The organism is Leisingera caerulea DSM 24564, assembly GCF_000473325.1.
GTDB classification, from domain to species: Bacteria; Pseudomonadota; Alphaproteobacteria; order Rhodobacterales; family Rhodobacteraceae; genus Leisingera; species Leisingera caerulea.
On sequence record NZ_KI421513.1, the window covers coordinates 126824 to 147976 of the forward strand.

The 21153-nt window shown below is 66.5% G+C and carries 21 protein-coding genes; 8 read left to right on the top strand and 13 right to left on the bottom strand.

Going from position 1 to position 21153, the window contains the following annotated elements; all coding sequences use genetic code 11:
• The first annotated feature begins 141 nt into the window (after positions 1–141).
• On the top strand, positions 142–720 hold the full coding sequence (locus tag CAER_RS0107760) for a nitroreductase family protein (protein ID WP_027234816.1): 579 nt from the start codon (positions 142–144) through the stop codon (positions 718–720).
• Positions 717–1406 carry an EI24 domain-containing protein gene (locus tag CAER_RS0107765; RefSeq protein ID WP_027234817.1) on the top strand — a complete coding sequence of 230 codons (690 nt, stop codon included), beginning with the start codon at positions 717–719 and terminating at the stop codon, positions 1404–1406. Before CAER_RS0107760 ends, CAER_RS0107765 begins: the two co-directional genes overlap by 4 nt.
• A gap of 266 nt (positions 1407–1672) precedes the next feature.
• On the opposite strand, the gene CAER_RS0107770 is transcribed toward CAER_RS0107765, so the two are convergent.
• Positions 1673–1948, bottom strand: a complete 276-nt coding sequence (locus tag CAER_RS0107770; protein WP_027234818.1) for a DUF1467 family protein — start codon at positions 1946–1948, stop codon at positions 1673–1675.
• Between the two features lie 56 nt (positions 1949–2004).
• The gene (gene mce, locus CAER_RS0107775) at positions 2005–2409 is read right to left on the bottom strand and encodes a methylmalonyl-CoA epimerase (RefSeq protein ID WP_008557322.1); all 405 of its coding nucleotides are present in this window, start codon (positions 2407–2409) and stop codon (positions 2005–2007) included.
• A gap of 177 nt (positions 2410–2586) precedes the next feature.
• On the opposite strand from mce, the gene CAER_RS0107780 reads away from it, so the two are divergent.
• Positions 2587–3306 carry a response regulator gene (locus CAER_RS0107780; RefSeq protein ID WP_027234819.1) on the top strand — a complete coding sequence of 240 codons (720 nt, stop codon included), beginning with the start codon at positions 2587–2589 and terminating at the stop codon, positions 3304–3306.
• A gap of 1 nt (position 3307) precedes the next feature.
• Positions 3308–3448 carry a hypothetical protein gene (locus tag CAER_RS30130; protein WP_167332319.1) on the top strand — a complete coding sequence of 47 codons (141 nt, stop codon included), beginning with the start codon at positions 3308–3310 and terminating at the stop codon, positions 3446–3448.
• A 489-nt stretch (positions 3449–3937) separates the two neighbouring features.
• Here the strand turns inward: CAER_RS30130 and CAER_RS0107790 are convergent, their stop codons facing one another.
• The 5 genes from CAER_RS0107790 to CAER_RS0107810 form a co-directional block, all read right to left on the bottom strand.
• The gene (locus CAER_RS0107790) at positions 3938–5158 is read right to left on the bottom strand and encodes a DUF1501 domain-containing protein (RefSeq protein ID WP_027234820.1); all 1221 of its coding nucleotides are present in this window, start codon (positions 5156–5158) and stop codon (positions 3938–3940) included.
• 14 nt (positions 5159–5172) lie between these two features.
• Positions 5173–6558, bottom strand: a complete 1386-nt coding sequence (locus CAER_RS0107795) for a DUF1800 domain-containing protein (protein ID WP_027234821.1) — start codon at positions 6556–6558, stop codon at positions 5173–5175.
• Between the two features lie 236 nt (positions 6559–6794).
• The gene (gene aspS, locus CAER_RS0107800) at positions 6795–8573 is read right to left on the bottom strand and encodes an aspartate--tRNA ligase (protein ID WP_027234822.1); all 1779 of its coding nucleotides are present in this window, start codon (positions 8571–8573) and stop codon (positions 6795–6797) included.
• Between the two features lie 389 nt (positions 8574–8962).
• Entirely contained in the window at positions 8963–9616 is a 654-nt protein-coding gene (locus CAER_RS0107805) for an aminotransferase class IV family protein (RefSeq protein ID WP_027234823.1), read from the bottom strand.
• Positions 9559–10764 (bottom strand): aminodeoxychorismate synthase component I, encoded by a 1206-nt coding sequence (locus CAER_RS0107810; protein WP_027234824.1) that lies wholly within the window; start codon positions 10762–10764, stop codon positions 9559–9561. The genes CAER_RS0107805 and CAER_RS0107810 overlap by 58 nt, the downstream gene beginning before the upstream one ends.
• A gap of 198 nt (positions 10765–10962) precedes the next feature.
• Here CAER_RS0107810 and carB point away from each other — a divergent pair, with 198 nt between their 5' ends.
• Both carB and CAER_RS0107825 read left to right on the top strand, forming a co-directional pair.
• Positions 10963–14334, top strand: coding sequence for a carbamoyl-phosphate synthase large subunit (gene carB / locus CAER_RS0107815; RefSeq protein WP_027234825.1), 3372 nt, complete (start codon positions 10963–10965; stop codon positions 14332–14334).
• A 190-nt stretch (positions 14335–14524) separates the two neighbouring features.
• Positions 14525–15100: a cytochrome P460 family protein gene (locus tag CAER_RS0107825; RefSeq protein ID WP_027234826.1), complete on the top strand. Its 576-nt coding sequence runs from the start codon at positions 14525–14527 to the stop codon at positions 15098–15100.
• Between the two features lie 111 nt (positions 15101–15211).
• Here CAER_RS0107825 and CAER_RS0107830 read toward each other — a convergent pair whose 3' ends face one another.
• From CAER_RS0107830 to CAER_RS0107840, 3 genes are all read right to left on the bottom strand, one after another.
• Complete coding sequence (locus CAER_RS0107830; RefSeq protein ID WP_027234827.1) at positions 15212–15925, bottom strand: trypsin-like serine peptidase; 714 nt, start codon at positions 15923–15925, stop codon at positions 15212–15214.
• A 637-nt stretch (positions 15926–16562) separates the two neighbouring features.
• The gene (gene arsH, locus CAER_RS0107835) at positions 16563–17291 is read right to left on the bottom strand and encodes an arsenical resistance protein ArsH (protein WP_027234828.1); all 729 of its coding nucleotides are present in this window, start codon (positions 17289–17291) and stop codon (positions 16563–16565) included.
• The gene (locus CAER_RS0107840; RefSeq protein WP_027234829.1) at positions 17284–17748 is read right to left on the bottom strand and encodes a hypothetical protein; all 465 of its coding nucleotides are present in this window, start codon (positions 17746–17748) and stop codon (positions 17284–17286) included. The genes arsH and CAER_RS0107840 overlap by 8 nt, the downstream gene beginning before the upstream one ends.
• A 380-nt stretch (positions 17749–18128) precedes the next feature.
• On the opposite strand from CAER_RS0107840, the gene CAER_RS0107845 reads away from it, so the two are divergent.
• Both CAER_RS0107845 and CAER_RS0107850 read left to right on the top strand, forming a co-directional pair.
• The gene (locus CAER_RS0107845; RefSeq protein WP_027234830.1) at positions 18129–18710 is read left to right on the top strand and encodes a thymidine kinase; all 582 of its coding nucleotides are present in this window, start codon (positions 18129–18131) and stop codon (positions 18708–18710) included.
• Positions 18711–18786: 76 nt separating this feature from the next.
• Positions 18787–19032 (top strand): hypothetical protein, encoded by a 246-nt coding sequence (locus tag CAER_RS0107850; RefSeq protein ID WP_051357755.1) that lies wholly within the window; start codon positions 18787–18789, stop codon positions 19030–19032.
• Between the two features lie 9 nt (positions 19033–19041).
• On the opposite strand, the gene CAER_RS0107855 is transcribed toward CAER_RS0107850, so the two are convergent.
• Genes CAER_RS0107855 through proC form a run of 3 tightly spaced genes read right to left on the bottom strand, consistent with a single transcriptional unit; the run spans position 19042 to position 21143 of the window.
• Positions 19042–19995 (bottom strand): 2-hydroxyacid dehydrogenase, encoded by a 954-nt coding sequence (locus CAER_RS0107855; RefSeq protein WP_027234832.1) that lies wholly within the window; start codon positions 19993–19995, stop codon positions 19042–19044.
• Between the two features lies 1 nt (position 19996).
• The gene (locus CAER_RS0107860; RefSeq protein ID WP_027234833.1) at positions 19997–20335 is read right to left on the bottom strand and encodes a tRNA-binding protein; all 339 of its coding nucleotides are present in this window, start codon (positions 20333–20335) and stop codon (positions 19997–19999) included.
• On the bottom strand, positions 20328–21143 hold the full coding sequence (gene proC, locus CAER_RS0107865; RefSeq protein WP_027234834.1) for a pyrroline-5-carboxylate reductase: 816 nt from the start codon (positions 21141–21143) through the stop codon (positions 20328–20330). Before proC ends, CAER_RS0107860 begins: the two co-directional genes overlap by 8 nt.
• Positions 21144–21153: the final 10 nt, after the last annotated feature.

Genomic DNA, 21153 nt, shown 5'->3' on the forward strand with positions numbered 1-21153 from the left:
CCAGCGCGGCTATCACCCCGGCAGCGGAACCCGGCCCTGCTGCCCGCGCACCACAGATCCCGCGCGCAAGGCCCGTTGGCCCTTGAAAAAACTTCCCTGCCTGCCGAGATAGGCAGCACCAGATGTAAAAAGGTTTCACATATGCCTGCACGCAATGACGCTGCTCTTGAATTCCTGCTGTCGCGCCGCTCGCGCCCTGCCAAGACGCTGGTGGCCCCGGCCCCCGCGCGCGAGGAGCTGCGGGAGATCCTGACCGCAGCCGCCCGCACGCCGGATCATGGCAAGCTGGAACCCTGGCGCTTCATCGTGGTGGAACAGCCCGCCATGGCCCGGCTGGCCGCCCTGTGCGAGGAAACCGGCACCCGCCTGGGCAAAAGCCCCGAGGACATCGCCAAGGCCCGCAGCCAGTTCGATCTGGGCCAGCTCGCCGTGGCCGTGGTCGAGGTGCAGACCCCAAGCCCCAAGGTGCCCGCCATCGAGCAGAGCTACTCCGCCGGCGCGGTATGCCTGTCGCTGCTCAATGCCGCGCTGGCGGCCGGCTGGGGCGCCAACTGGCTCAGCGGCTGGGCCAGCCATGACCGCGGCTTTTGCGAGGCCGCCTTTGGCCTGGCGGAGAATGAGCGCATCGCAGGCCTCATCCACATCGCCACCGAAAGCACCGCCCCGCCCGAGCGCCCGCGCCCGGACCTTGACGCAATCACCACCTGGATGAGCGCATGATCTTCACCGCCTTTTTCAAAACCCTCGGCCAGACCGGCGACCCGCGCTTCCGCAAGGTGCTGTTCCTGGGCCTGGGCCTGACCGTTGCCCTGCTGATCGCGGCCTACGCGGGCTTTCTGGTGCTGATCCAATGGCTGGTCGGCCCCGAGGCGACGGTGCCGCTGCTGGGAGAGGTCACCTGGCTTGACGACCTTCTGTCCATCGGCTCGCTGCTCCTCATGCTGCTGCTGTCGGTCTTCCTGATGGTGCCGGTGGCCTCGGCCATCACCTCGATGTTCCTGGACGAGGTGGCACAGGCGGTGGAGGACAGGCACTACCCCGCCCTGCCGCCAGCCCCCAGGGTGCCGTTCTGGGACGCGGTCAGGGACACGGTGAATTTCCTCGGCCTGCTGATCGCGGCCAATATCATGGCGCTGTTCCTTTATGTGCTGTTTCCGCCTGCGGCGCTGTTCATCTTCTGGGGGCTGAACGGCTTCCTGCTGGGGCGTGAATATTTCACCCTTGCCGCGGCGCGCCGTGTCGGCACGGCGGAGGCCAAGAAGCTGCGCCGCCGCCACGCAGGCACCATCTGGGCCGCCGGCACGCTGATGGCGATGCCGCTGTCGGTGCCGCTGCTGAACCTGGTGGTCCCGATCCTTGGCGCCGCCACCTTCACCCACCTCTACCACGCGCTGGCCCGCAAATAGGACAGTCCGCGCGGCTCAGCCGCGACGCTGCGGAGGGCGGAGTACACTGAAGATCGCGCCTTGAGGGGCAGACCTGCCCCGCAAGCACTTCTTCGCAAGCTTCTTCTGATTTCAGGTTTACGATACAGCCTGCTCCAGCCCGACGGGCTGGCCGCACCCGCGCCGCGCGCCAGCGCGGCGCCACGCCCAACCGGTCCTGAGGCATTTCCAATGCCTCCAGACCGGGCGGGAGCGCTTTCCTGCTTGGAAACCGCAGACCTGCGGATTTACCCTTGCTCGGGCAGCATCCCCATCCAGTCGAAATCCCGCACCGTGATCGCGCCGGAAAAGATGATCCCGGCCACTATGGCCCAGATCAGCGCGGCCACCCCGGTGGTAATCCAGGCCTTCTGCTTCAGGAAATGCTTTTCCGGCGCGCCCGCATGGGTGCCCGGCACCACCTCGCCCCTGTCGCCCTGGGTCTGCAGCCGGATCGGAATGATCACCAGGAAGGTCAGAAACCAGATCACTGCGTACAGAACGATCGCTGATGTAACACCCATGGCGCCGGCCTTTCGTAGTTGCCCCGCCCCGCAGCCGGGGCAGGACGCTCATAGCCTCAAACTTCCTCGAGTTCCACCAGGCAGCCGTTGAAATCCTTGGGATGCAGGAACAGCACCGGCTTGCCATGGGCGCCGATCTTCGGCTCACCGGTGCCAAGCACCCGCGCACCCTGCGCCTTCAGGTGGTCGCGCGCCGCCAGGATGTCCTCGACCTCATAGCAGACATGGTGGATGCCGCCCGCCGGATTTTTCTCCAGAAAGCCGTTGATGGGGGAGTTTTCGCCCAGCGGGTACAACAGCTCGATCTTGGTGTTGGGCAGTTCGATGAACACCACGGTCACCCCGTGATCCGGCTCATCCTGCGGCTCTCCCACCTTGGCGCCCAGCGCATTGCGGTACTGGGCCGAGGCTGCCTCCAGGTCGGGGACAGCAATGGCAACATGGTTCAGACGGCCAATCATCCGTTTGTGCTCCTCTCACAAATAATCCTGGTTTCCGGTTATGCGGCGGATGCTGCGCCGCGGCAAGTGCGCCATTGCGCACGGGGGGGGCTGCGGATGCGGCAGCGCACGCGCCGTTAACCGGGTGTTAGCCTAGAGTTCCTAGCGTCGGTCCATATCCCGCAAGGAGGATACGTTATGGACGATTCGGAACTGTTTGCTGCCGCTCAACGCCTGCCCACCACCCGGCGCCCGCTGCTGGGGCTGACCATTCTGGTTGTCGAGGACAGCCGCTTTGCCTGCGAGGCGCTGCGGCTCCTCTGCCTGCGCAGCGGTGCCCGCATCCGCCGGGCCGATTGCTTGAAATCCGCCCGCCGCCACCTGCAGGTCTACCGCCCCTCCGTGCTGATTGCCGATGTCGGGCTGCCGGACGGCTCCGGCCTCGACCTGATCCGCGAACTGGCCGAGGCCAGCCCGCGCCCCGGCGTGATCCTGGCCACCTCCGGCGATCCGGCGCTGGAAGAGGCCGCGCTGGAGGCCGGCGCCGCCGGTTTCCTGGAAAAGCCGATCACCTCGCTGGCCGCCTTCCAGCAAAAGATTCTCGCCAACCTGCCCGCCGACCGCCAGCTGTCCGGCCCCCGCGCCATGGATGACGAAACGGTGGAGCCGGACTTCCTCGCCTACCGCGACGACATGGCCCATGCCGCCGACGTGCTCAGCATGTCGCAGGAGGAGAAAACCCTGGCCTATCTGGCGCAATTCCTGGGCGGCGTCGCGCGCAGCGCCGGCGACGGGCCGCTTGCGGCTGCGGCCGACCGCCTCGACAGCGCCCGCCTCAAGGGGGAGCCGCTCACCCAGGATGCCGCAACTTTGGCCGGCCTGGTGCAAGAGCGGCTCGAACGCCGCGCGGCGATCTGACATGGCAGAAGCGTTCCTTATCGCCCTCGCCACGCTTGTCATTGTGCTTTACGGCCAGACCCGGCTGGACGCCCGCGCGATCCGCCGCAACCGCGGCACCACGGACAGCCGCCCGCTGGTCCTCAGCCCGCGGAACCGCTGAGGCGGGATCCGCCCTGCAGGCGGAACCGCCGCAGCTGCTGCAGCCCGGCATTTGCCGGACCGGGCTGAACCGCCCGCAGCCGCTTTCCCCGCCAAAGGTCCAGGCTTCAGCAGCCTCGCAGCCCGCCCGCCGTTGCCCCAGCGGTGCCTCCACCCGTTTCCCCACCAGGGCTACCCCCCGGTTCCCCAAGCAGGGCGGCCAGCCGGATTTCAACCAGTGGCAGCCGCCGCTGGTGCGGTAAAAGCCGCCGCGCGCTTTCCTTGCCTGGCATCTGCCACCGGCCCCTTCCGGTGCTCTCCCGCGCCCGCAGCTGCGCGCCCAAGGCCGCACCGCTTGGCGGCCTTGGGCCCGGCACCGCCGGCAGGCGGTGCCGGGCCCAACGGCTCAGGTCTTTCCCCGAATGATCTGAGCGGGCGGGAGCCGCCCGGTTTTCCTGCACTCAGTTTTTCCTGCACTCAGACGGTATACTGCTGCGCCGCGCGCAGGCAGCTACAGCAGCAGCCCCGGATCCTGCTCCATCGCAAGCCCGGGGAACACCCCGCCCTCCAGGCCGCTTTTCTGCGCCCCGGCAAGCCCATGCAGCAGCCAGGCGAGGTAGCGGCGCACATCCGCGGTCGGCATCAGGTCGCGCCGGTCGTAGAGGTCGGCCTCCGCCAGCCCCGGCCAGCGCCCCAGCACCCGGCCGCCGCGCACCGCGCCGCCTGCCAGCAGCATCGCGCCGCCGGTGCCGTGGTCGGTGCCGCCAGTGCCGTTCTCCCGCACGGTGCGCCCGAACTCTGTCACCGCCGCAACGGCGGTCCTGCCCCAGATCTCCGGCCCCACGCCGCTTTGCAGCTCCAGGATCGTCTCCGCCAGCCGCCCCAGCGCCGCCTTCAGGCCGCCGGCCTGGCGGTAATGCGTGTCCCAGCCGTTGATCGAGAACGCCGCAATCCGGCTGTCGCCCCGCAGCTGATCCGCGGCATAGGCGGCAATCGCTGTATGCGCCTTGCCCTTCGGCGTCTTCATCATCTCCATCATCCCGCTGTCTTCGCTGCCCTCGCCGCCGTCCTCAAGATCCAGCGACATATCCTGCCGGGTCAGTTCCAGCGCGTCGTTCAGCGCCGCGTGGAACAGCGGGTCGTCTTCCATCAGGAGCGCCGCCAGCCGCTCCGCCTGGGGGCTCATCGCCAGCCCGGCGCCCGGCGCCCATTGCGAGACCGGCGCAGCGCCCTCCAGCAGCAGCATCCGCTCCTGTCCGATGGCAAAGGCAGTGCGCGCGTCCGTCCCCGGCATTTGCTGCAGCAGCCGGTTCAGCCAGCCGTCGCGGGCCTCGCCCAGCCCGGCGGTGCCCGCCTCCAGCAGGTCCTGCCCGTCAAAGTGGCTGCGCCGGTCGCGGTACGGCGTGGACACCGCGTGCACAAAGCCAAGCTCGCCCTTGCGCCACAACGGCAGCAGCGGCGCCAGCCCCGGGTGCAGGGCGTAAAAGCCGTCCAGATCGGCCGCCCCGGAGGTGGGCCCGCCGGACAGGGTCTGCCGCAGCCCGGCAAACTGCGGGTCGCCATAGGGCTGCACCACATCCAGCGCGTCCATGCCGCCGCGCAGGATGATCACCACCAGCCGCGTGTCCCAGGGGGCGGCGGCAAAACTGACAGGGGTGACCAGCGGGCTGGCGGCCAGCGAACAGCCCAGCAAGGCAGAGCGGGTCAGGAGAGAACGGCGGGTCAGCTGCATCGGATGGCCTCCTGTTAGCGGCGCTGAAAGGCGGGAGAGGACAGGATCAGCCCGACCGCCTCCGCTTCGGTTTCGGCGGCGCGGGCGGCGAACATCACCCGCTCATTGGCAAAGCGGCCCAGCGCCGCAGAGGCAAAGCCGCGCGGATCGGGCAGCGGCTGCACCAGCCGCCGCGGGGCCGCCATCGCCCAGCGCAGGCGGGCGGCCAGGGCCTGCGGCGTGACCCAGGCGGCGTCTTCTTCGGGCCAGCCGTCCGGCCCGCCGGAAAACTCCCACCGCTGCCCCATCGGGGTCAGCGGCGCCAGCAGCAGCCGGTTCAGCTGCCCCGGCCTGAAGCCAGCAACCCGCGCCTCAGAAACTGCCAGCGCCCGGCAGGCCGAGGCCACGTAATCAAAGGGCGGCTTCACGTTGCGCAGCTGCGGCTCCCAGGCGGCCGGATACTCCAGCAGCGCCGCGTAGACCTGCATAAGGTCGCCGCCGCTGTCCTGGAACCGGGCCGCCATGTGGGAGATCAGTGCCGGATCGGGCGTGTCGGAGACGAAATGAACCGCCAGCTTGCGGGCGATATGCTGCGCGGTGGCAGGATGGCGGGCCAGATCGCGCAGGGCGCTCAGCACCTGCTCCACCTGCGGCTTGCCGCCGCCGTAAGTCTTGCCAAGAACGGTCTCCGCCCCTGGTTCCGCCATGCCGGGGTGGAAAACGAACTTTGCCCCCTTGGAAACGCTCAGGCCTGTGAACAGCTCCGCCAGCTGCCGCACATCCGTCTGACTGTACGGCCCGCCGACCCCCAGCGTGTGCAGTTCCAGCACCTCCCGGGCCAGGTTTTCATTCAGCCCGCTCAGCCGTTCGCGCCGCGCGGCGGCGCGGCTGCCCGGCCCGGCAGAGCGGTTCTGGTCCAGGTACATCAGCATCAGCGGGCTGGTGGCGGCGGCGATCAGCAAATCCTCGAAGCGGCCGCTGACGTGGGGCCGGATCACGCTTTCGGCATAAGGCGCGGCCAAAACCCGCGTCGGCCCGGATTTGCCCTGCGCCGTGAAATGGTCGGCCCAGAACAGCACCAGCCGTTCGCGGAACCCGTCACGGGTGCTGACATGGCGCAGCAGCCGCTGGCCGTGCCATCCGAAGCGGGCAAGGTTCTGCGACCGGCGGAATTCCTTGAACGCCTTGTCCGCGGCCTCATAGCCGGGCTTTCCGTCCTGCTGCCTGCGCTTGCGCCGCAGCCGCCGGAAGGTGGCGGCGCCTGCGACTGCGTCTTCAAACCGGCTGACCGGGAACCGCTGCGCCATTTCGTCAGGCCCTTGCAGGCGGCTGAGCATCTCTTCGCGCGAGGCCGGCGGCGCAACCGCCGGCGACAGCCCGGCGCCAAAGCGGATCTCAGCCAAGTCTCCGTCAAACTGCATTGCTATGCTCTCTCCTTGCGCTGCCGGCCTGCCCGCAGGTTAGAGCATCGCCGCCCTGCCCCACAGGTGAATTTCAGGTGATACGCACGTTTCCGCGCGTTCCGTCGCCCGCGCCGCAGCTTTCTGCAGCACGCCGGGTCCCGGCACGGGGAACGGCCAGCGGCCAGCCGCAGTTGCGCCGCAAAAGAAAAGGCCCGGGCGATTGACCGGGCCTTTCATCAGAACGTCTGCGCCGTTCACTGATCCTGCGGGATCACGCGCAGGCCCAGCTCCATCAGCTGTTCCGCCATCGGCTCAGAGGGCGCGGCCATCATCAGGTCTTCGGCGCGCTGGTTCATCGGGAACATGATGACCTCGCGGATGTTGGCCTCATCGGCCAGCAGCATCACCATGCGGTCGATACCGGCCGCGCAGCCGCCGTGCGGCGGGGCGCCGTACTGGAACGCATTGACCATGCCGCCAAAGCGCTTCTTGACTTCGTCCTCGCCATACCCGGCGATTTCGAAGGCCTTGAACATGATCTCCGGCTTGTGGTTCCGGATCGCACCGGAGACCAGCTCATAGCCGTTGCAGGCCAGGTCATACTGATAGCCGGTCACGGCCAGCGGATCGCCCTCCAGCGCCTCCATGCCGCCCTTGGGCATCGAGAACGGGTTGTGGTCGAAGTCCAGCTTCCCGCTCTCCTCGTCCTCCTGGTAGATCGGGAAATCCACGATCCAGGCAAAGGCGAAACGGTCCTGCTCGGTCAGCCCCAGTTCCTCGCCGATCACGTTGCGCGCCTTGCCCGCAACGGTCTGGAAGGTCTTGGGCTTGCCGCCCAGGAAGAAGGCGGCATCGCCCACGCCCAGTTCCAGCTGCTGGCGGATCGCCTCGGTGCGCTCGGGGCCGATGTTCTTGGCCAGCGGGCCCGCGGCTTCCATGCCGTCCGCGCCCTCGCGCCAGAAGATGTAGCCCATGCCCGGCAGGCCCTCTTTCTGGGCAAACGCGTTCATCCGGTCGCAGAACTTGCGGGAGCCGCCTTTGGGCGCCGGGATGGCGCGGATTTCGGTGCCGTCCTGCTCCAGCAGCTTGGCGAAAATCGCAAAGCCCGAGCCACGGAAGTGGTCGGAAACCACCTGCATCTTGATCGGGTTCCTGAGGTCCGGCTTGTCGGTGCCATACCACAGTGCTGCGTCCTTATAGGAAATCTGCGGCCAGGTCTGATCCACCTTGCGGCCGCCGCCGAACTCCTCGAACACGCCTTTCATCACCGGCTCGATGGTGTCGAACACGTCCTGCTGGGTGACAAAGGACATCTCCATGTCGAGCTGGTAGAAGTCGGTCGGCGAGCGGTCGGCGCGCGGGTCCTCGTCGCGGAAGCAGGGCGCGATCTGGAAATACTTGTCAAAGCCCGAGACCATCATCAGCTGCTTGAACTGCTGCGGCGCCTGCGGCAGCGCATAGAACTTGCCCGGGTGCAGGCGCGACGGCACCAGGAAGTCGCGCGCGCCCTCGGGGCTGGACGCGGTGATGATCGGGGTCTGGTACTCGTTGAAGCCGATGTCCCACATGCGGCGGCGGATCGAGGCCACCATGTTGGAGCGCAGCAGCATGTTCTTCTGCATCTTCTCGCGGCGCAGGTCCAGGTAGCGGTAGCGCAGGCGGGTTTCCTCCGGGTATTCCTGATCGCCGAACACCATCAGCGGCAGTTCTTCGGATTTGCCCAGCACTTCGATGTCGCGGATGAAGACCTCAACCTCGCCGGTCGGGATCTTGTGGTTCACCAGGCTTTCGTCGCGCGCCTTCACCTCGCCGTCGATGCGGATGCACCATTCGCTGCGGACCTTCTCGATCTCGGCAAACACCGGGCTGTCCGGGTCGGCCATGACCTGGGTCACGCCGTAATGGTCGCGCAGGTCGATGAACAGCAGGCCGCCGTGGTCGCGGACGCGGTGGACCCAGCCCGACAGGCGGACGGTTTCCCCGACGTTGGATTTGTTCAGTTCGGCGCAGGTATGGCTGCGGTAAGCGTGCATCGGTTGACCTTTCGTTATACCGGTCTTGTGCCCGGGCGGGCCGTCGTTCGGGAGATGCGCACAGGAGCGGCGCGGAATTCGTCCGGGGTGGTACACAAGTTTGCGGCTCAGTTGTCAAGCAAACAGGGCCATTTCCGCCCCGGCAGCGGCCCGGTTTTTGCCGGTTCCGTGAAATGGGCAAAGGCTCCCGCCCCTTGCCCGCCCCGCCGCTGCGCGGCCGGACGGCAAGCGTTGGGCCCGGCGCCCCGCCGGCGGCGGGGCGCCGGGGGCGTTCTGCGGCAACCGCAGCGCGCCGCAGGCGCGCTGCCGGGCCCAAGGGCACACGCCGGCTGGCGCCAGCCAGGCGGCGCGCGTCCGCGGGAGCGCTCCGCCGTTACATCAGCCGGGCCCTACACCAGCCGTGCCAGGATCAGCCCGCGCAGGGAGTTGCCCATATGGATGGCCCTCGCATCGCGCAGGTCCTGCACCCTCAGCACCTGCTCCTGGCATTTGCCGGTCTCCAGCATCACCTGCCGCAATATGCCCGGCAGCAGGCCGCAGCTCAGCGGCGGTGTCACCACCTGCCCGTCTGCGCGGGTCAGGAAAAGATTGGTGATGGTGCCCTCGCACAGCTCGCCGCGCTGGTTCAGGAACAGCAGTTCCTCCACGCCCTCCGGCAGCTCTGCCCGGGCCGCGTCATAGAACGCACGGCGGGTGGTCTTGTGCTGCAGCCAGAGATCATCAGCGTTCAGCCGGGTCTGCGCAAGGCCCAGCCGCCACTGTGCGGGGCTGCTGCCCAGCGGGGCCGTCGTCAGATCAAGCTGCCCGTCCGCATCCAGCGTCAGACGGCAGCGCAGCGGAGCGTCGCCGGCAGCTTCTGCCAAAACCGCCTCTGCCTGCTCCGGATCGAACGGGATCCCGAACACCGCAGCGCTGCGCCCCATCCGGGCCAGATGCGCCTTTAGATGCCGGAACCCCGCGCCCGGGTGCCAGCCCAGCGTTTCGATCAGGCGGAAAGCGGGATCGTTCTGGAGGGCGTCACGCGGGCAAACCGGGCTTTCCATAGCGCTTCCTCATATTCCGATTCCGCGGTGCTGTCCCAGACCACGCCGCCGCCCACGTTGAGCGTCGCGCGGCCCTCTTCCAGCATCAGCGTGCGGATCGCCACGTTGAACTCCGACGCGCCGTCCGGCGCCGCCCAGCCGATGGTCCCGCAATAGATGTCGCGCGCCCAGGGCTCCAGCTCCGCCAGGATCTCCATCGACCGGATTTTTGGCGCACCGGTGATCGAGCCGCAGGGGAACAGTGCCGCGAAGATATCCGCCAGCCCCGCATCGGGCCGCAATTTTGCCCGCACCAGCGACACCATCTGATGCACGGTGGCGTAACTCTCCACCGCAAACAGCTCCGGCACATGCACCGAGCCGGTCTGCGCCACGCGGCTGATGTCATTGCGCAGAAGGTCGACGATCATCAGGTTTTCGGCGCGGTTCTTCTCGTCCCGGCGCAGGAAGTCGCGGCGGCGGGCGTCCTCCACCGGATCGTCGCTGCGCGGCTGGGTGCCCTTCATCGGGCGGGTCTCGATCACGCCGTCCGCGCCGGTGCGGAAGAACAGCTCAGGCGAGCGCGACAACAGGTCCGGCAGGCCGTCCTGCTGGACCATTGCGCCGTAGCCGACCGCCTGCTTTGCTTGCAGTGCGGCATAGAGCTCTTCGGCGGTGCCATAGGCGTACGCATCAATCGGGAAGGTCAGGTTCGCCTGATAGATGTCGCCCTTGCCGATATTGCGGTTTACCTCGGCGAAGGCTTCGGCGTAGCGGTCATAGGTCCAGCGGGGCTTCAAGTCGCCCAACCCGCCTTCGCCCGGCCGGCAGGCCGGGCAGCGCCCGACCCTCCCCACGGGAGGGCGCTTCGCACCCGCCCAGGGTCGGGCGCTGCCCTCAGTGGCAAACCGGGACGGTTCCTCATAAACCCCAAAGCAGATCAGCGGCAGCCGCCGCCGCGCGGGCATCCGCCCCGCCAGCTTCGGCTCCAGCGCATAACCCAGCTCATAGGATGCATAACCCGCCAGCCAATGCCCCCCGGCGCGCGCCGCATCCAGCGCCGCCAGCGCGGGGGGCACGTCCTCCGGCCCGTCCGCGCGGATCACCCGCAGCGGCTGGTCGAAACATGTGCCGGCCCCCTTGGGCCCCTGATCAAAGCGAATCCGCACCGGAACTGACTCCCCAAGGTCTTGAGCCCACATATATCTGTTCGCTATGCGAACAAAAGGGGTGTATGCGGCATTTTCAAATCCGTTTCCGATCCCCCTTGAACCTTTCGGCGCGGTCCCTATAACGCAGGACAATTTGGGCGCACGCCAGCGCCCCTGATTCAAAGCTGCCCGCGCGTCAATCAAAGGAATATGGCCATGCCTAAAAGAACCGACATCCAGTCGATCATGATCATCGGAGCTGGTCCGATCGTCATCGGGCAGGCCTGCGAGTTCGACTACTCCGGCGCCCAGGCCTGTAAAGCCTTACGCGAAGAAGGCTACCGGGTCATCCTGGTGAACTCCAACCCGGCCACCATCATGACCGACCCGGGCCTGGCCGACGCCACCTATATCGAGCCGATCACGCCTGAGGTTGTCGCCAAGATCATCGAGAAAGAGCGCCCCGACGCACTGCTGCCCACCATGGGCGGGCAGACAGGCCTCAACACCTCGCTGGCGCTGGAAGAGATGGGCGTGCTGGAGAAATTCGGCGTTGAGATGATCGGCGCCAAGCGCGACGCCATTGAGATGGCAGAAGACCGCAAGCTGTTCCGCGAAGCGATGGACCGCCTGGGCATCGAAAACCCCAAGGCCACCATCGTCACCGCGCCCAAGCGCGAAAACGGCACCGCCGACCTGGAGGAAGGCGTCCGCATCGCACTGGAAGCGCTGGATGAAATCGGCCTGCCTGCGATCATCCGCCCGGCCTTCACCCTCGGCGGCACCGGCGGCGGCGTCGCCTACAACCGCGACGACTACATCCACTTCTGCCGCTCCGGCATGGATGCCTCGCCGGTGAACCAGATCCTGGTGGATGAGTCCCTGCTGGGCTGGAAGGAATACGAGATGGAAGTGGTCCGCGACAAAGCGGACAACGCGATCATCGTCTGCTCCATCGAAAACGTCGACCCGATGGGCGTGCACACCGGCGACTCGATCACCGTGGCGCCGGCGCTGACGCTCACGGACAAAGAATACCAGATCATGCGCACCCACTCGATCAACGTGCTGCGCGAGATCGGGGTCGAGACCGGCGGCTCCAACGTGCAATGGGCGGTGAACCCGGCAGATGGCCGCATGGTGGTGATCGAGATGAACCCGCGGGTGTCGCGCTCCTCCGCGCTGGCCTCCAAGGCGACCGGCTTCCCGATTGCCAAGATCGCGGCCAAGCTGGCAGTGGGCTACACCCTGGACGAGCTGGACAACGACATCACCAAGGTGACGCCTGCGTCGTTTGAGCCTACCATCGACTATGTCGTCACCAAGATCCCGAAATTCGCGTTTGAGAAATTCCCGGGCTCCGAGCCGCACCTGACCACCGCGATGAAGTCTGTGGGTGAGGCGATGGCCATCGGCCGCACCATCCATGAATCGCTGCAAAAGGCGCTGGCCTCGATGGAATCGGGTCTCACCGGCTTTGACGAGGTCGCGATTGATGGCGTCGGCGCCGATGCTTGGGAGCCCGCAGGCGACACCGCCGCGGTGATCAAGGCGATCGGCCAGCAGACCCCCGACCGGATGCGCACCATCGCCCAGGCGATGCGCCACGGCCTGTCTGATGACGAAATCCAGGCCGTCACCAAGTTCGACCCCTGGTTCCTGGCCCGCATCCGCGAGATCGTCGAGGCCGAAGCGGAAATCCGCGAAGGCGGCCTGCCGTCTGATGAGGCGGGCCTGCGCGCGCTCAAGATGCTGGGCTTCACCGACGCCCGCCTGGCCAAGCTGACCGGCCAAAAGGAAGCAGACGTCCGCAAGGCCCGCCGCGCCGCGGGCGTCAACGCCGTGTTCAAGCGGATCGACACCTGCGCCGCCGAGTTCGAGGCGCAGACCCCCTACATGTATTCGACCTATGAGTCGCCCGCCTTTGGCGATGTCGAATGCGAAGCACGCCCCTCGGACAAGAAGAAAGTCGTCATCCTCGGCGGCGGCCCCAACCGGATCGGCCAGGGGATCGAGTTCGACTACTGCTGCTGCCACGCCTGCTTTGCGCTGACCGACGCGGGCTATGAAACCATCATGATCAACTGCAACCCCGAGACTGTGTCGACCGACTATGACACCTCGGACCGGTTGTATTTCGAACCGCTGACGTTCGAGCACGTGATGGAAATCCTGCGGGTGGAGCAGGACAACGGCACCCTGCACGGCGTCATCGTGCAGTTCGGCGGCCAGACCCCGCTGAAGCTGGCGAACGCGCTGGAGGAAGAGGGCATCCCGATCCTGGGCACCTCCCCCGACGCCATCGACCTGGCCGAGGACCGCGAGCGGTTCCAGGCGCTGGTCACCAAGCTGGGCCTGAAGCAGCCCAAGAACGGCATCGCCTCCACCGGGGAACAGGCGCTGGCCATTGCCGAGGACATCGGCTTCCCGCTGGTGATCCGCCCGTCCTACGTGCTGGGCGGCCGGGCGATGGAAATCGTCCGCGACATGGACCAGCTGAAACGCTACATCGCCGAGGCGGTGGTGGTGTCCGGCGACAGCCCGGTGCTGCTCGACAGCTACTTGGCCGGCGCGGTGGAGCTGGACGTGGACGCGCTGTGCGATGGCAAGGACGTGCACGTCACCGGCATCATGCAGCACATCGAGGAGGCCGGCGTGCACTCCGGCGACAGTGCCTGCTCGCTGCCGCCCTACTCGCTTGAGAAGGACGTGATCGACCAGATCAAGGCGCAGACCAACGCGCTGGCGCTGGCGCTGAACGTGGTTGGCCTGATGAACGTGCAGTTCGCGATCAAGGCCAATGAAGACGGCGAAGAGGAGATCTTCCTGATCGAGGTGAACCCGCGTGCGTCGCGCACCGTGCCGTTTGTCGCCAAGGCCACCGACAGCGCCATCGCCTCCATCGCCGCCCGCGTGATGGCCGGGGAGCCGCTGTCGAACTTCCCGCTGCGCCCGCCCTACGGACCGGATGCCGGCTATGACGTCGACACCCCGATCGCCGATCCGATGACCCTGGCGGACCCGGACATGCCCTGGTTCTCGGTCAAAGAAGCGGTGCTGCCGTTCGCCCGCTTCCCGGGCGTCGACACCATCCTCGGCCCGGAAATGCGCTCCACCGGCGAAGTGATGGGCTGGGACCGCTCCTTTGCCCGCGCCTTCCTCAAGGCGCAGATGGGCGCTGGCATGGTGCTGCCGTCCAAGGGCCGCGCCTTCATCTCGATCAAGGACGCCGACAAGGGCAAACTGATGCTGGAAGCGGCGCAGATCCTGGTCGAACAAGGCTTTACCCTGGTCGCCACCCGCGGCACCCAAAGCTGGCTGGAAGGCCAGGGCGTGGCGTGCGAGCTGGTGAACAAGGTCTATGAGGGCCGCCCGCACGTGGTCGACATGCTGAAAGACGGCGACGTCCAGCTGCTGATGAACACCACCGAAGGCGCGCAAGCCGTTGAGGACAGCAAGGAAATGCGCTCTGTCGCGCTCTATGACAAAATCCCCTACTTCACCACTGCCGCCGGCGCCAACGCCGCCGCGCGCGCCATCAAAGCGCAGGCCGAAGGCGACGTCGAGGTGAAGAGCTTGCAGGGCTAAGCCCCGGCGCGCAGCCCGTCTGACCTTTTGGAAAGCCCCGGCACCGTCCGGGGCTTTTTCTTTGCGCGCCCGGCCCTTAGCGCCCGGCCGTCACGCAGCCGTGTAGAGGATTGACCGCTGCATCTCCCGGAAGTGTGCAACCGTGAACAGCACGACACGATCCGCAACTTCCAACCCAGGGAGAAAGGCCATGACATTACGTGTGACATTTTCCGCAGGGCTTCTGGCCCTTGCCCCCATCGGCGCATTTGCCCAGGACTGCACTGTGGAGGGCGACCCGATGGACCTTGAAGCTGACGCCGTCGCCGCACTTTACGACTGCATCGAAGCCAGAATGGCCGAGGGCTATGCCGCAAACGGCGACCCGGTCGCAGCAGAGTTCCGCTCCTGGCAGGTGACCTCCACCCGGCCCGCCCTGGCCGGCCCGCACGGCGAGCGGTTCCTGCAGACCTTCGCCAATGATACCGCCGCCGAACAGTATCTGAAGTTTGCCGAAGAGGGTGTTGAAATGCCGGCCGGATCGGTCCTCGCCAAGGAGAGCTTTGCAGTCAAGGACGGCAAGGCAGTGCCCGGCCCGCTGTTCATCATGACAAAGCTAGAGGAAGGCGGAGCCCCGGACGCCGGCGATTGGCTCTATGCCGCGCTGATGCCCAACGGCAAGGAAATGAAGATCCAGCAAGGCTTCTGCGCAGGCTGCCATCTGAACTGGGAGGCGCAGGACAGCCTCGCCTACCCGATGGAGGACGTGCGCCTGACCAGCCAGTGACCGCGCCGCGGGCGTACAGCTGACAGAAACAGCCCCGGCACCTGGCCGGGGCTGTTTAATGCTGAGGCTCAGCCAGTCAGCAGGAACGGAGTATCTGCGGGCGCGGAGCGGTCAGCCCGCCTGCCGCATGAGCGTTTGCAGCGCGTGGCCCAGGGGGGCTGCCAGCGACACCCGCTTGCCGCCCAGCTGCGCCTTGGAGGAGATCACAGACACCAGCCGCGGCGCGCGGCCCGGGCGGGTCTGCAGCACCGGCGAGCCGGAGGCCCCGAGTTCGACCCGGCAGCTGGTGATCAGCGACATCTGGCGGGCCACCAGCACCTGGCAGGCGGTTTGCAGCCGCGGCGAGGTGGCATTGCTGTGGGAATAGGACATCACATCGACCCGCGCGCCCCGCTCCGGCGCAGCAGCCAGCGCCAGCGGGCGCACCACATCGGCGCTGATCGGGCGCTCCAGCCGCAGCACCGCAATATCGGTGCCGGTCTGGAACTGGCCGGTCCGGCCATGCTGGTAGCCTGCGTGGATCGCCACCTTGGACACCCGGCGCGATGCCTTCGACCGGCGGCCGTTCAGGCCCGCCTCGAACTGGACACTGCGCGGGTCCACCGCGCGGCCGGTGCGGATGTCATACATGCAGTGCGCCGCGGTCAGCACCATGTCCGGCGCGATCAGGCTGGCGGTGCACATGGAACGGCCGCCGATGTTCAGGCGGCCTACCGCCTCCCATCCCGGCACCGACTGCACCGGTGCCCGCCGCCCGTCCGCGGCGGCAGCTCCGGCACTCAGCCCCATCAGAACAGCGGCGGCAATTCCTAGCAATCGTCTCATGACCCACTCCTTTTTCCCACACCGCCATGGTGGGTGAGTCCTGAGGCTGGAATGCGGCTTGCTGCGGTGCCGCGCTGGCAGAAAGATGAGCAGAATGAGACAGGATTAACAAAAGATTAAGACACGCACCGCGTGCATCACCCGCTCCGCCAAAACCCCTTATTTTCTTAACGCTCCCGCTCGGTTTTCCGAAAATTCACCTTAAATCACTGGAAAACCTTACGGTTTTCGTTAGGAGATGCGGCAGCAATTTCCCCGGTTTCCGCGCATTTTCCGCTCCCGGTGGTAACTTCGCGGCCCAAATGCGGCACAAATGAGCCTTAACAAATGGCTAAACGCAGGCTCCCGCGCGCCGCGAGTCTTTAACAGCGGGCCGCGCCCTGTTTTCCTGAGAACCCGCGCATATTCCCGCCGCACAGAATCAGCGGCACTTGCCGCGGTTGCAGCCGCAGGGCAAGGTTGCGGCAACCGTAACATACTTCAAAGGAGCCCCGTATGCGGCTGCCCCTGCTTGCCACCGCCCTTCTGTTTCTGGCCGCCTGCGATGTGCCGCTGATCCCGCTGATCTAAGACAAGAAAAGGCCCCGGCAGCGTTGCCGGGGCCTTAATATTCGTGCCAGGGTCCGGGCCCGCCGGGTTACTTCTGCGACACCCGCTTATGCACTTCTTCGGCGCTTTCCACCCGTTCCGAGTAGCGGTCGACCAGGTAATCCTTGCGCCCCCGCACCAGCCAGGTGAACTTCACCAGCTCCTCCATCACATCCACCAAGCGGCGGTAGAACGGGCCTTCCGGCAGCCGTTCGCCCTCGCTGAATTCCAGCCAGGCCTTGGGGATCGAGCTTTGGTTCGGGATCGTCAGCATCCGCATCCAGCGGCCCAGGATGCGCATCTGATTGACTGCGTTAAAGCTTTGCGAGCCGCCGGAGACCTGCATCACCGCCAGCGTCTTGCCTTGGGTGGTGCGGATACCGCCCTGCAAGGACAGCGGCAGCCAGTCGATCTGCAGCTTCATGATGCCGGTCATCGCGCCGTGGCGCTCCGGGCTGGACCAGACCATGCCCTCGGACCACACCGCCAGATCGCGCAGCTCTGCCACCTTGGGATGCTCCGCCGCGCCTGCATCGTCGGGCAACGGCAGGCCGGACGGGTCGAAAATCCGCGTCTCGCAGCCCAGGGCCTGCAGCACCCGTGCCGCCTCCTCTGCCGCCTTGCGGGAATAGCTCACCTCGCGGAGGGAGCCATACAGCAGCAGGATGCGCGGCGGGTGGCGCGGATCGCCGGGCGCGGCCAGCGCGTCGACGTCAATCGGGTGCAGCTCCCCTGCCGCAACGGCTGGCAGGCCGCTCAGATCAAGGGTCTCAGGCACTTTCTTCTTCCAGATGCAGCTTCATATCCAGCAGAACCTGCTGCAGCAGCACGGTTTCCCGCAGCAGCCGCTTGGCCTCGTTCACCGTGATGATGCCGTCCTCGATCGCCGCCTGGTATTCGCTCATCAGCTGGGCAAACCGCTGGCTCAGCGCAATCACGTCCGAATTCACCCCGCCGCTGCGGCCGGTTTCCCCGGCGCTGCCGTTGCCGTTATAAGACAGGGTGATGTTCTTCAGGTCCGCCAGCGCCGACGTCACATGCGGATATGACGCCGCGCCTTCCAGCTTGGCCACCGCATCCACCGGCATGAACCGGTCCGCGTGTTCTGCATTGTCGGAGTAATACCGCCCCAGCGTCGCCTTTGACTTGCCGGTGATCTGGCAGGCCGCCTCGATGCCGACATCCTTGACCAGCGCTTCGGTGTGCTTCTTCAGATACGTCCCGATTTCAGCCATATACATCCTACCTGGCTTGCCCGCCGCCCCCATGGGGAACGAACTGGTTAATTTCCCATTTCTGAGTTGTAGATCAATTGCGATACCTTATCCATCCCTCAGGTTTTCAGGGATTTAGCGAGTGGCATGGTGCAATTGGCATCTGTTGTCCAGTGCAAGGCAGGACGGGTGAGTGACGTCCTGCAACCAGGGTAATTGGTCTGCCCGGAACTTGCGCCTTCCGGGGCAGTTTGGCGTTGGCTGATCTTACGGGGTTTTGTTCCTCCCCGGCCACGTCAGCCCCGGGAGGCCATCCCCTGCTGATGCACGCCTGCCGCTGCCGCGCGGTCACCTGCACGAATCCGGTTTTCCCGGCGCCGCGGTGCGGGTAAACCGCCGCCATGGCCAAGCTCTATTTCAACTACTCCACCATGAACGCGGGCAAATCGACGGTGCTGCTGCAGGCCTCGCACAATTACCGCGAAAACCGCATGGACACCTACCTGCTGACGGCGCAGCTGGATGACCGGGCCGGCGCGGGCCGGATCGCCTCGCGCATCGGCATCGGCGAAGAGGCCGACATGTTTGCCGCCGGCGACGACCTGTACCAGCGCATCGAGCAGCGCCTGGCGCGCGGTCCGGTGGCGGCCATTTTTGTCGATGAGGCCCAGTTTCTGCAACCGGCGCAAGTCTGGCAGCTGGCCCGCGTTGTCGACGACCTGCGGGTGCCGGTGCTCGCCTACGGACTGCGGGTGGATTTCCAGGGCAACCTGTTTCCCGGCTCTGCCACCCTGCTGGCGCTGGCGGATGAAATGCGCGAGGTGCGCACCATCTGCCATTGCGGCAAGAAGGCGACCATGGTGGTGCGCCAGGACGGCCAGGGCCGCGTGATGACCGAGGGCGACCAGGTCCAGATCGGCGGCAATGAAACCTACGTGTCGCTCTGCCGCCGCCACTGGCGCGAGGCCGTCGGCAGCCGCTAGAGGACCGCAGGTGCGGAACCCGGCCTGCCCCGTTTGCGTTTCACCCCTGTACAAGCCCTTTATACAGGAGATCGTCATGACCGCACGGGATCCGCTCGCCGGCAAGCTGCGCTTTCACATGGCCAGCCTGGCAGGCGCCTGCATCGCAGGCGCCCTGATCATCGCCGCTTTCACCCTTGGCTATTATTCCTGGCAGTCCATCGCTGTCTGCATCGCCATCGCCGCTGTCTCGGCCTGGCCGGCAGGCGCCTGGATGACCCGGAAGATCAAGAAGGAAGACCCAGCCTGGGATCACCGCCGCGACGAGCCCAAGGACGACTGACCGCCCGCATCAGACCCGGTTCGGCAGCGCCTCACCTGCGAGACAGGCCGCGACGTTGTCCAGCGCCATATGGCCCATGTTGCTGCGCACTTCTTCTGTGGCGGTGCCCAGGTGCGGCAGCAGGGTGGCGTTGTCCAGATCAACCAGCGCCTGCGGCACCTTGGGTTCGAACTCATAGACATCCAGTCCCGCCCCGCCGATGCGGCGGTTCTGCAGCGCCTCGATCAGCGCCGCCTCCTCCACCACTTCGCCGCGGGCAATGTTGATCAGATGCGCGTGGGGCTGCATCGCATTCAGCACCTCTGCATTGATCAGATGATGGGTCTCAGGCCCGCCCGGAACCGCCACCACCAGAAAGTCGACCTCAGCCGCCATCGCGGCCAGGCTTTCGGCCCGGTCCGCCGGAAAATCCAGATCCTTCTCCGAACGCGCCACATAGGACACATCCATGCCAAAGCCAAAATGGCAGCGCCGTCCAATCGCCTGGCCGATGCGGCCCATGCCGGCGATGCCGACGCGTTTGCCGGTGGCGTGCAGCCCCAGCATTTGGGTCGGGTGCCAGCCCTCCCACGCGCCTTTGCGCAGCATCCGCTCGCCTTCCGAGGCGCGGCGCGCCGACATCAGGATCAGCGTCATCGCGACATCGGCTGTGGCATCGGTCACAGCACCCGGCGTGTTGGTCACCTCAACGCCCGCCGCGCGCGCAGCCTCGACGTCGATATGGTTGTAGCCAACGCCGAAGTTGGCCAGCAGCTTGCAGCGCGGGGTGCCCGCTTTGGCAAAAATGTCCGCCGTGAACTTGTCGCCCAGCGTCGGCACCACGATGTCAAAGTCGCTGAGCGCCCGCAGCATCTCCGCCTCGCTCATCACCGCGTTGGTCTCACGGATTTCCAGATCAGCAAACACCTCCCGCGCCCGTGCCGTGACCGCTGCCGTCATCGGCCGCGCAATCCAGATTTTCATCTCAGTGCATCCTCCCGCCCAGCGGGACCTTTCCGTCGGGGCCCGCCAGGAATATCTCTCCGTTTTCATCCGGCAGGCCCAGAACCAGGATCTCTGACATAAACGTGCCGATCTGCCGCGGCGGGAAGTTTACGACGGCCAGAACCTGCTTGCCCACCAGCGTTTCCGGCATGTAATGCGCCGTAATCTGCGCTGAGCTCTTTTTTACGCCAATATCCGGCCCGAAATCGACCCACAGCTTGATTGCCGGCTTGCGCGCCTCGGGAAACGGCTCCGCACGGACCACTTCGCCGACGCGGACGTCGACCTTCAGGAAGTCGTCAAAAGTAATCTCAGCCACGCGACAGCTCCTTGGACCGGTCCGTTGCCGCCGTAACCGCACGCTTCAGCAGCGGTGGGAAGCCGTCCTGCTCATCCATCAGCACCTCCAGCGCCGCCTGGGTGGTGCCATTGGGGCTGGTCACGTTGACACGCAGCTGGCCGGGGCTGTCCTCTGCCGCCTCCGCCAGCGCACCGGCGCCCGCGACAGTTGCCTTGGCCAGTTGCATCGCCAGCTCCGCCGGCAGCCCCTGCGCCTCGCCCGCGGCGGCCAATGTCTCGATCAGGTGGAACACATAAGCGGGGCCTGAACCGCTGACGCCGGTGACGGCATCCATCTGGCCCTCATTCTCCAGCCGCACGGTCTGCCCGACGGCCTGCAGCAGCCCCTCGGCCCGCTCCAGATCCTTGGGCGCCGCATGGGCGTTGCCGATGATCGCGGTGATGCCCCGGCCGACCGCGGCCGGCGTGTTCGGCATCGCCCGCACGATCGGGGTTTCGGCCCCCAGAATGTCCTGGAATGTCGCAATCGAGGTGCCCGCCGCCACCGAAATGAACAGCGTCTGGCCGTTGCCGTAGCTTTGCAGCGTGGGCAGCGCCTCGCCCATCATCTGCGGCTTCACCGCGATCAGCACGATGCCCGGCGCCGCGGGCAGCTCCGCATTCAGGTGGACGCCGGTCCCCTTCAGCCAGTCCGAAGGGTGCGGATCAATCACCCAGACCGAGGCAGCGGGCAATCCGCCCTCCAGCCATCCGGCCAGCATCGCCGATCCCATCTTGCCGCAGCCCAGCAGCACCAGCCCGCGCGCAGCGATTTCCTGCATATCCATCGTAAGCCCC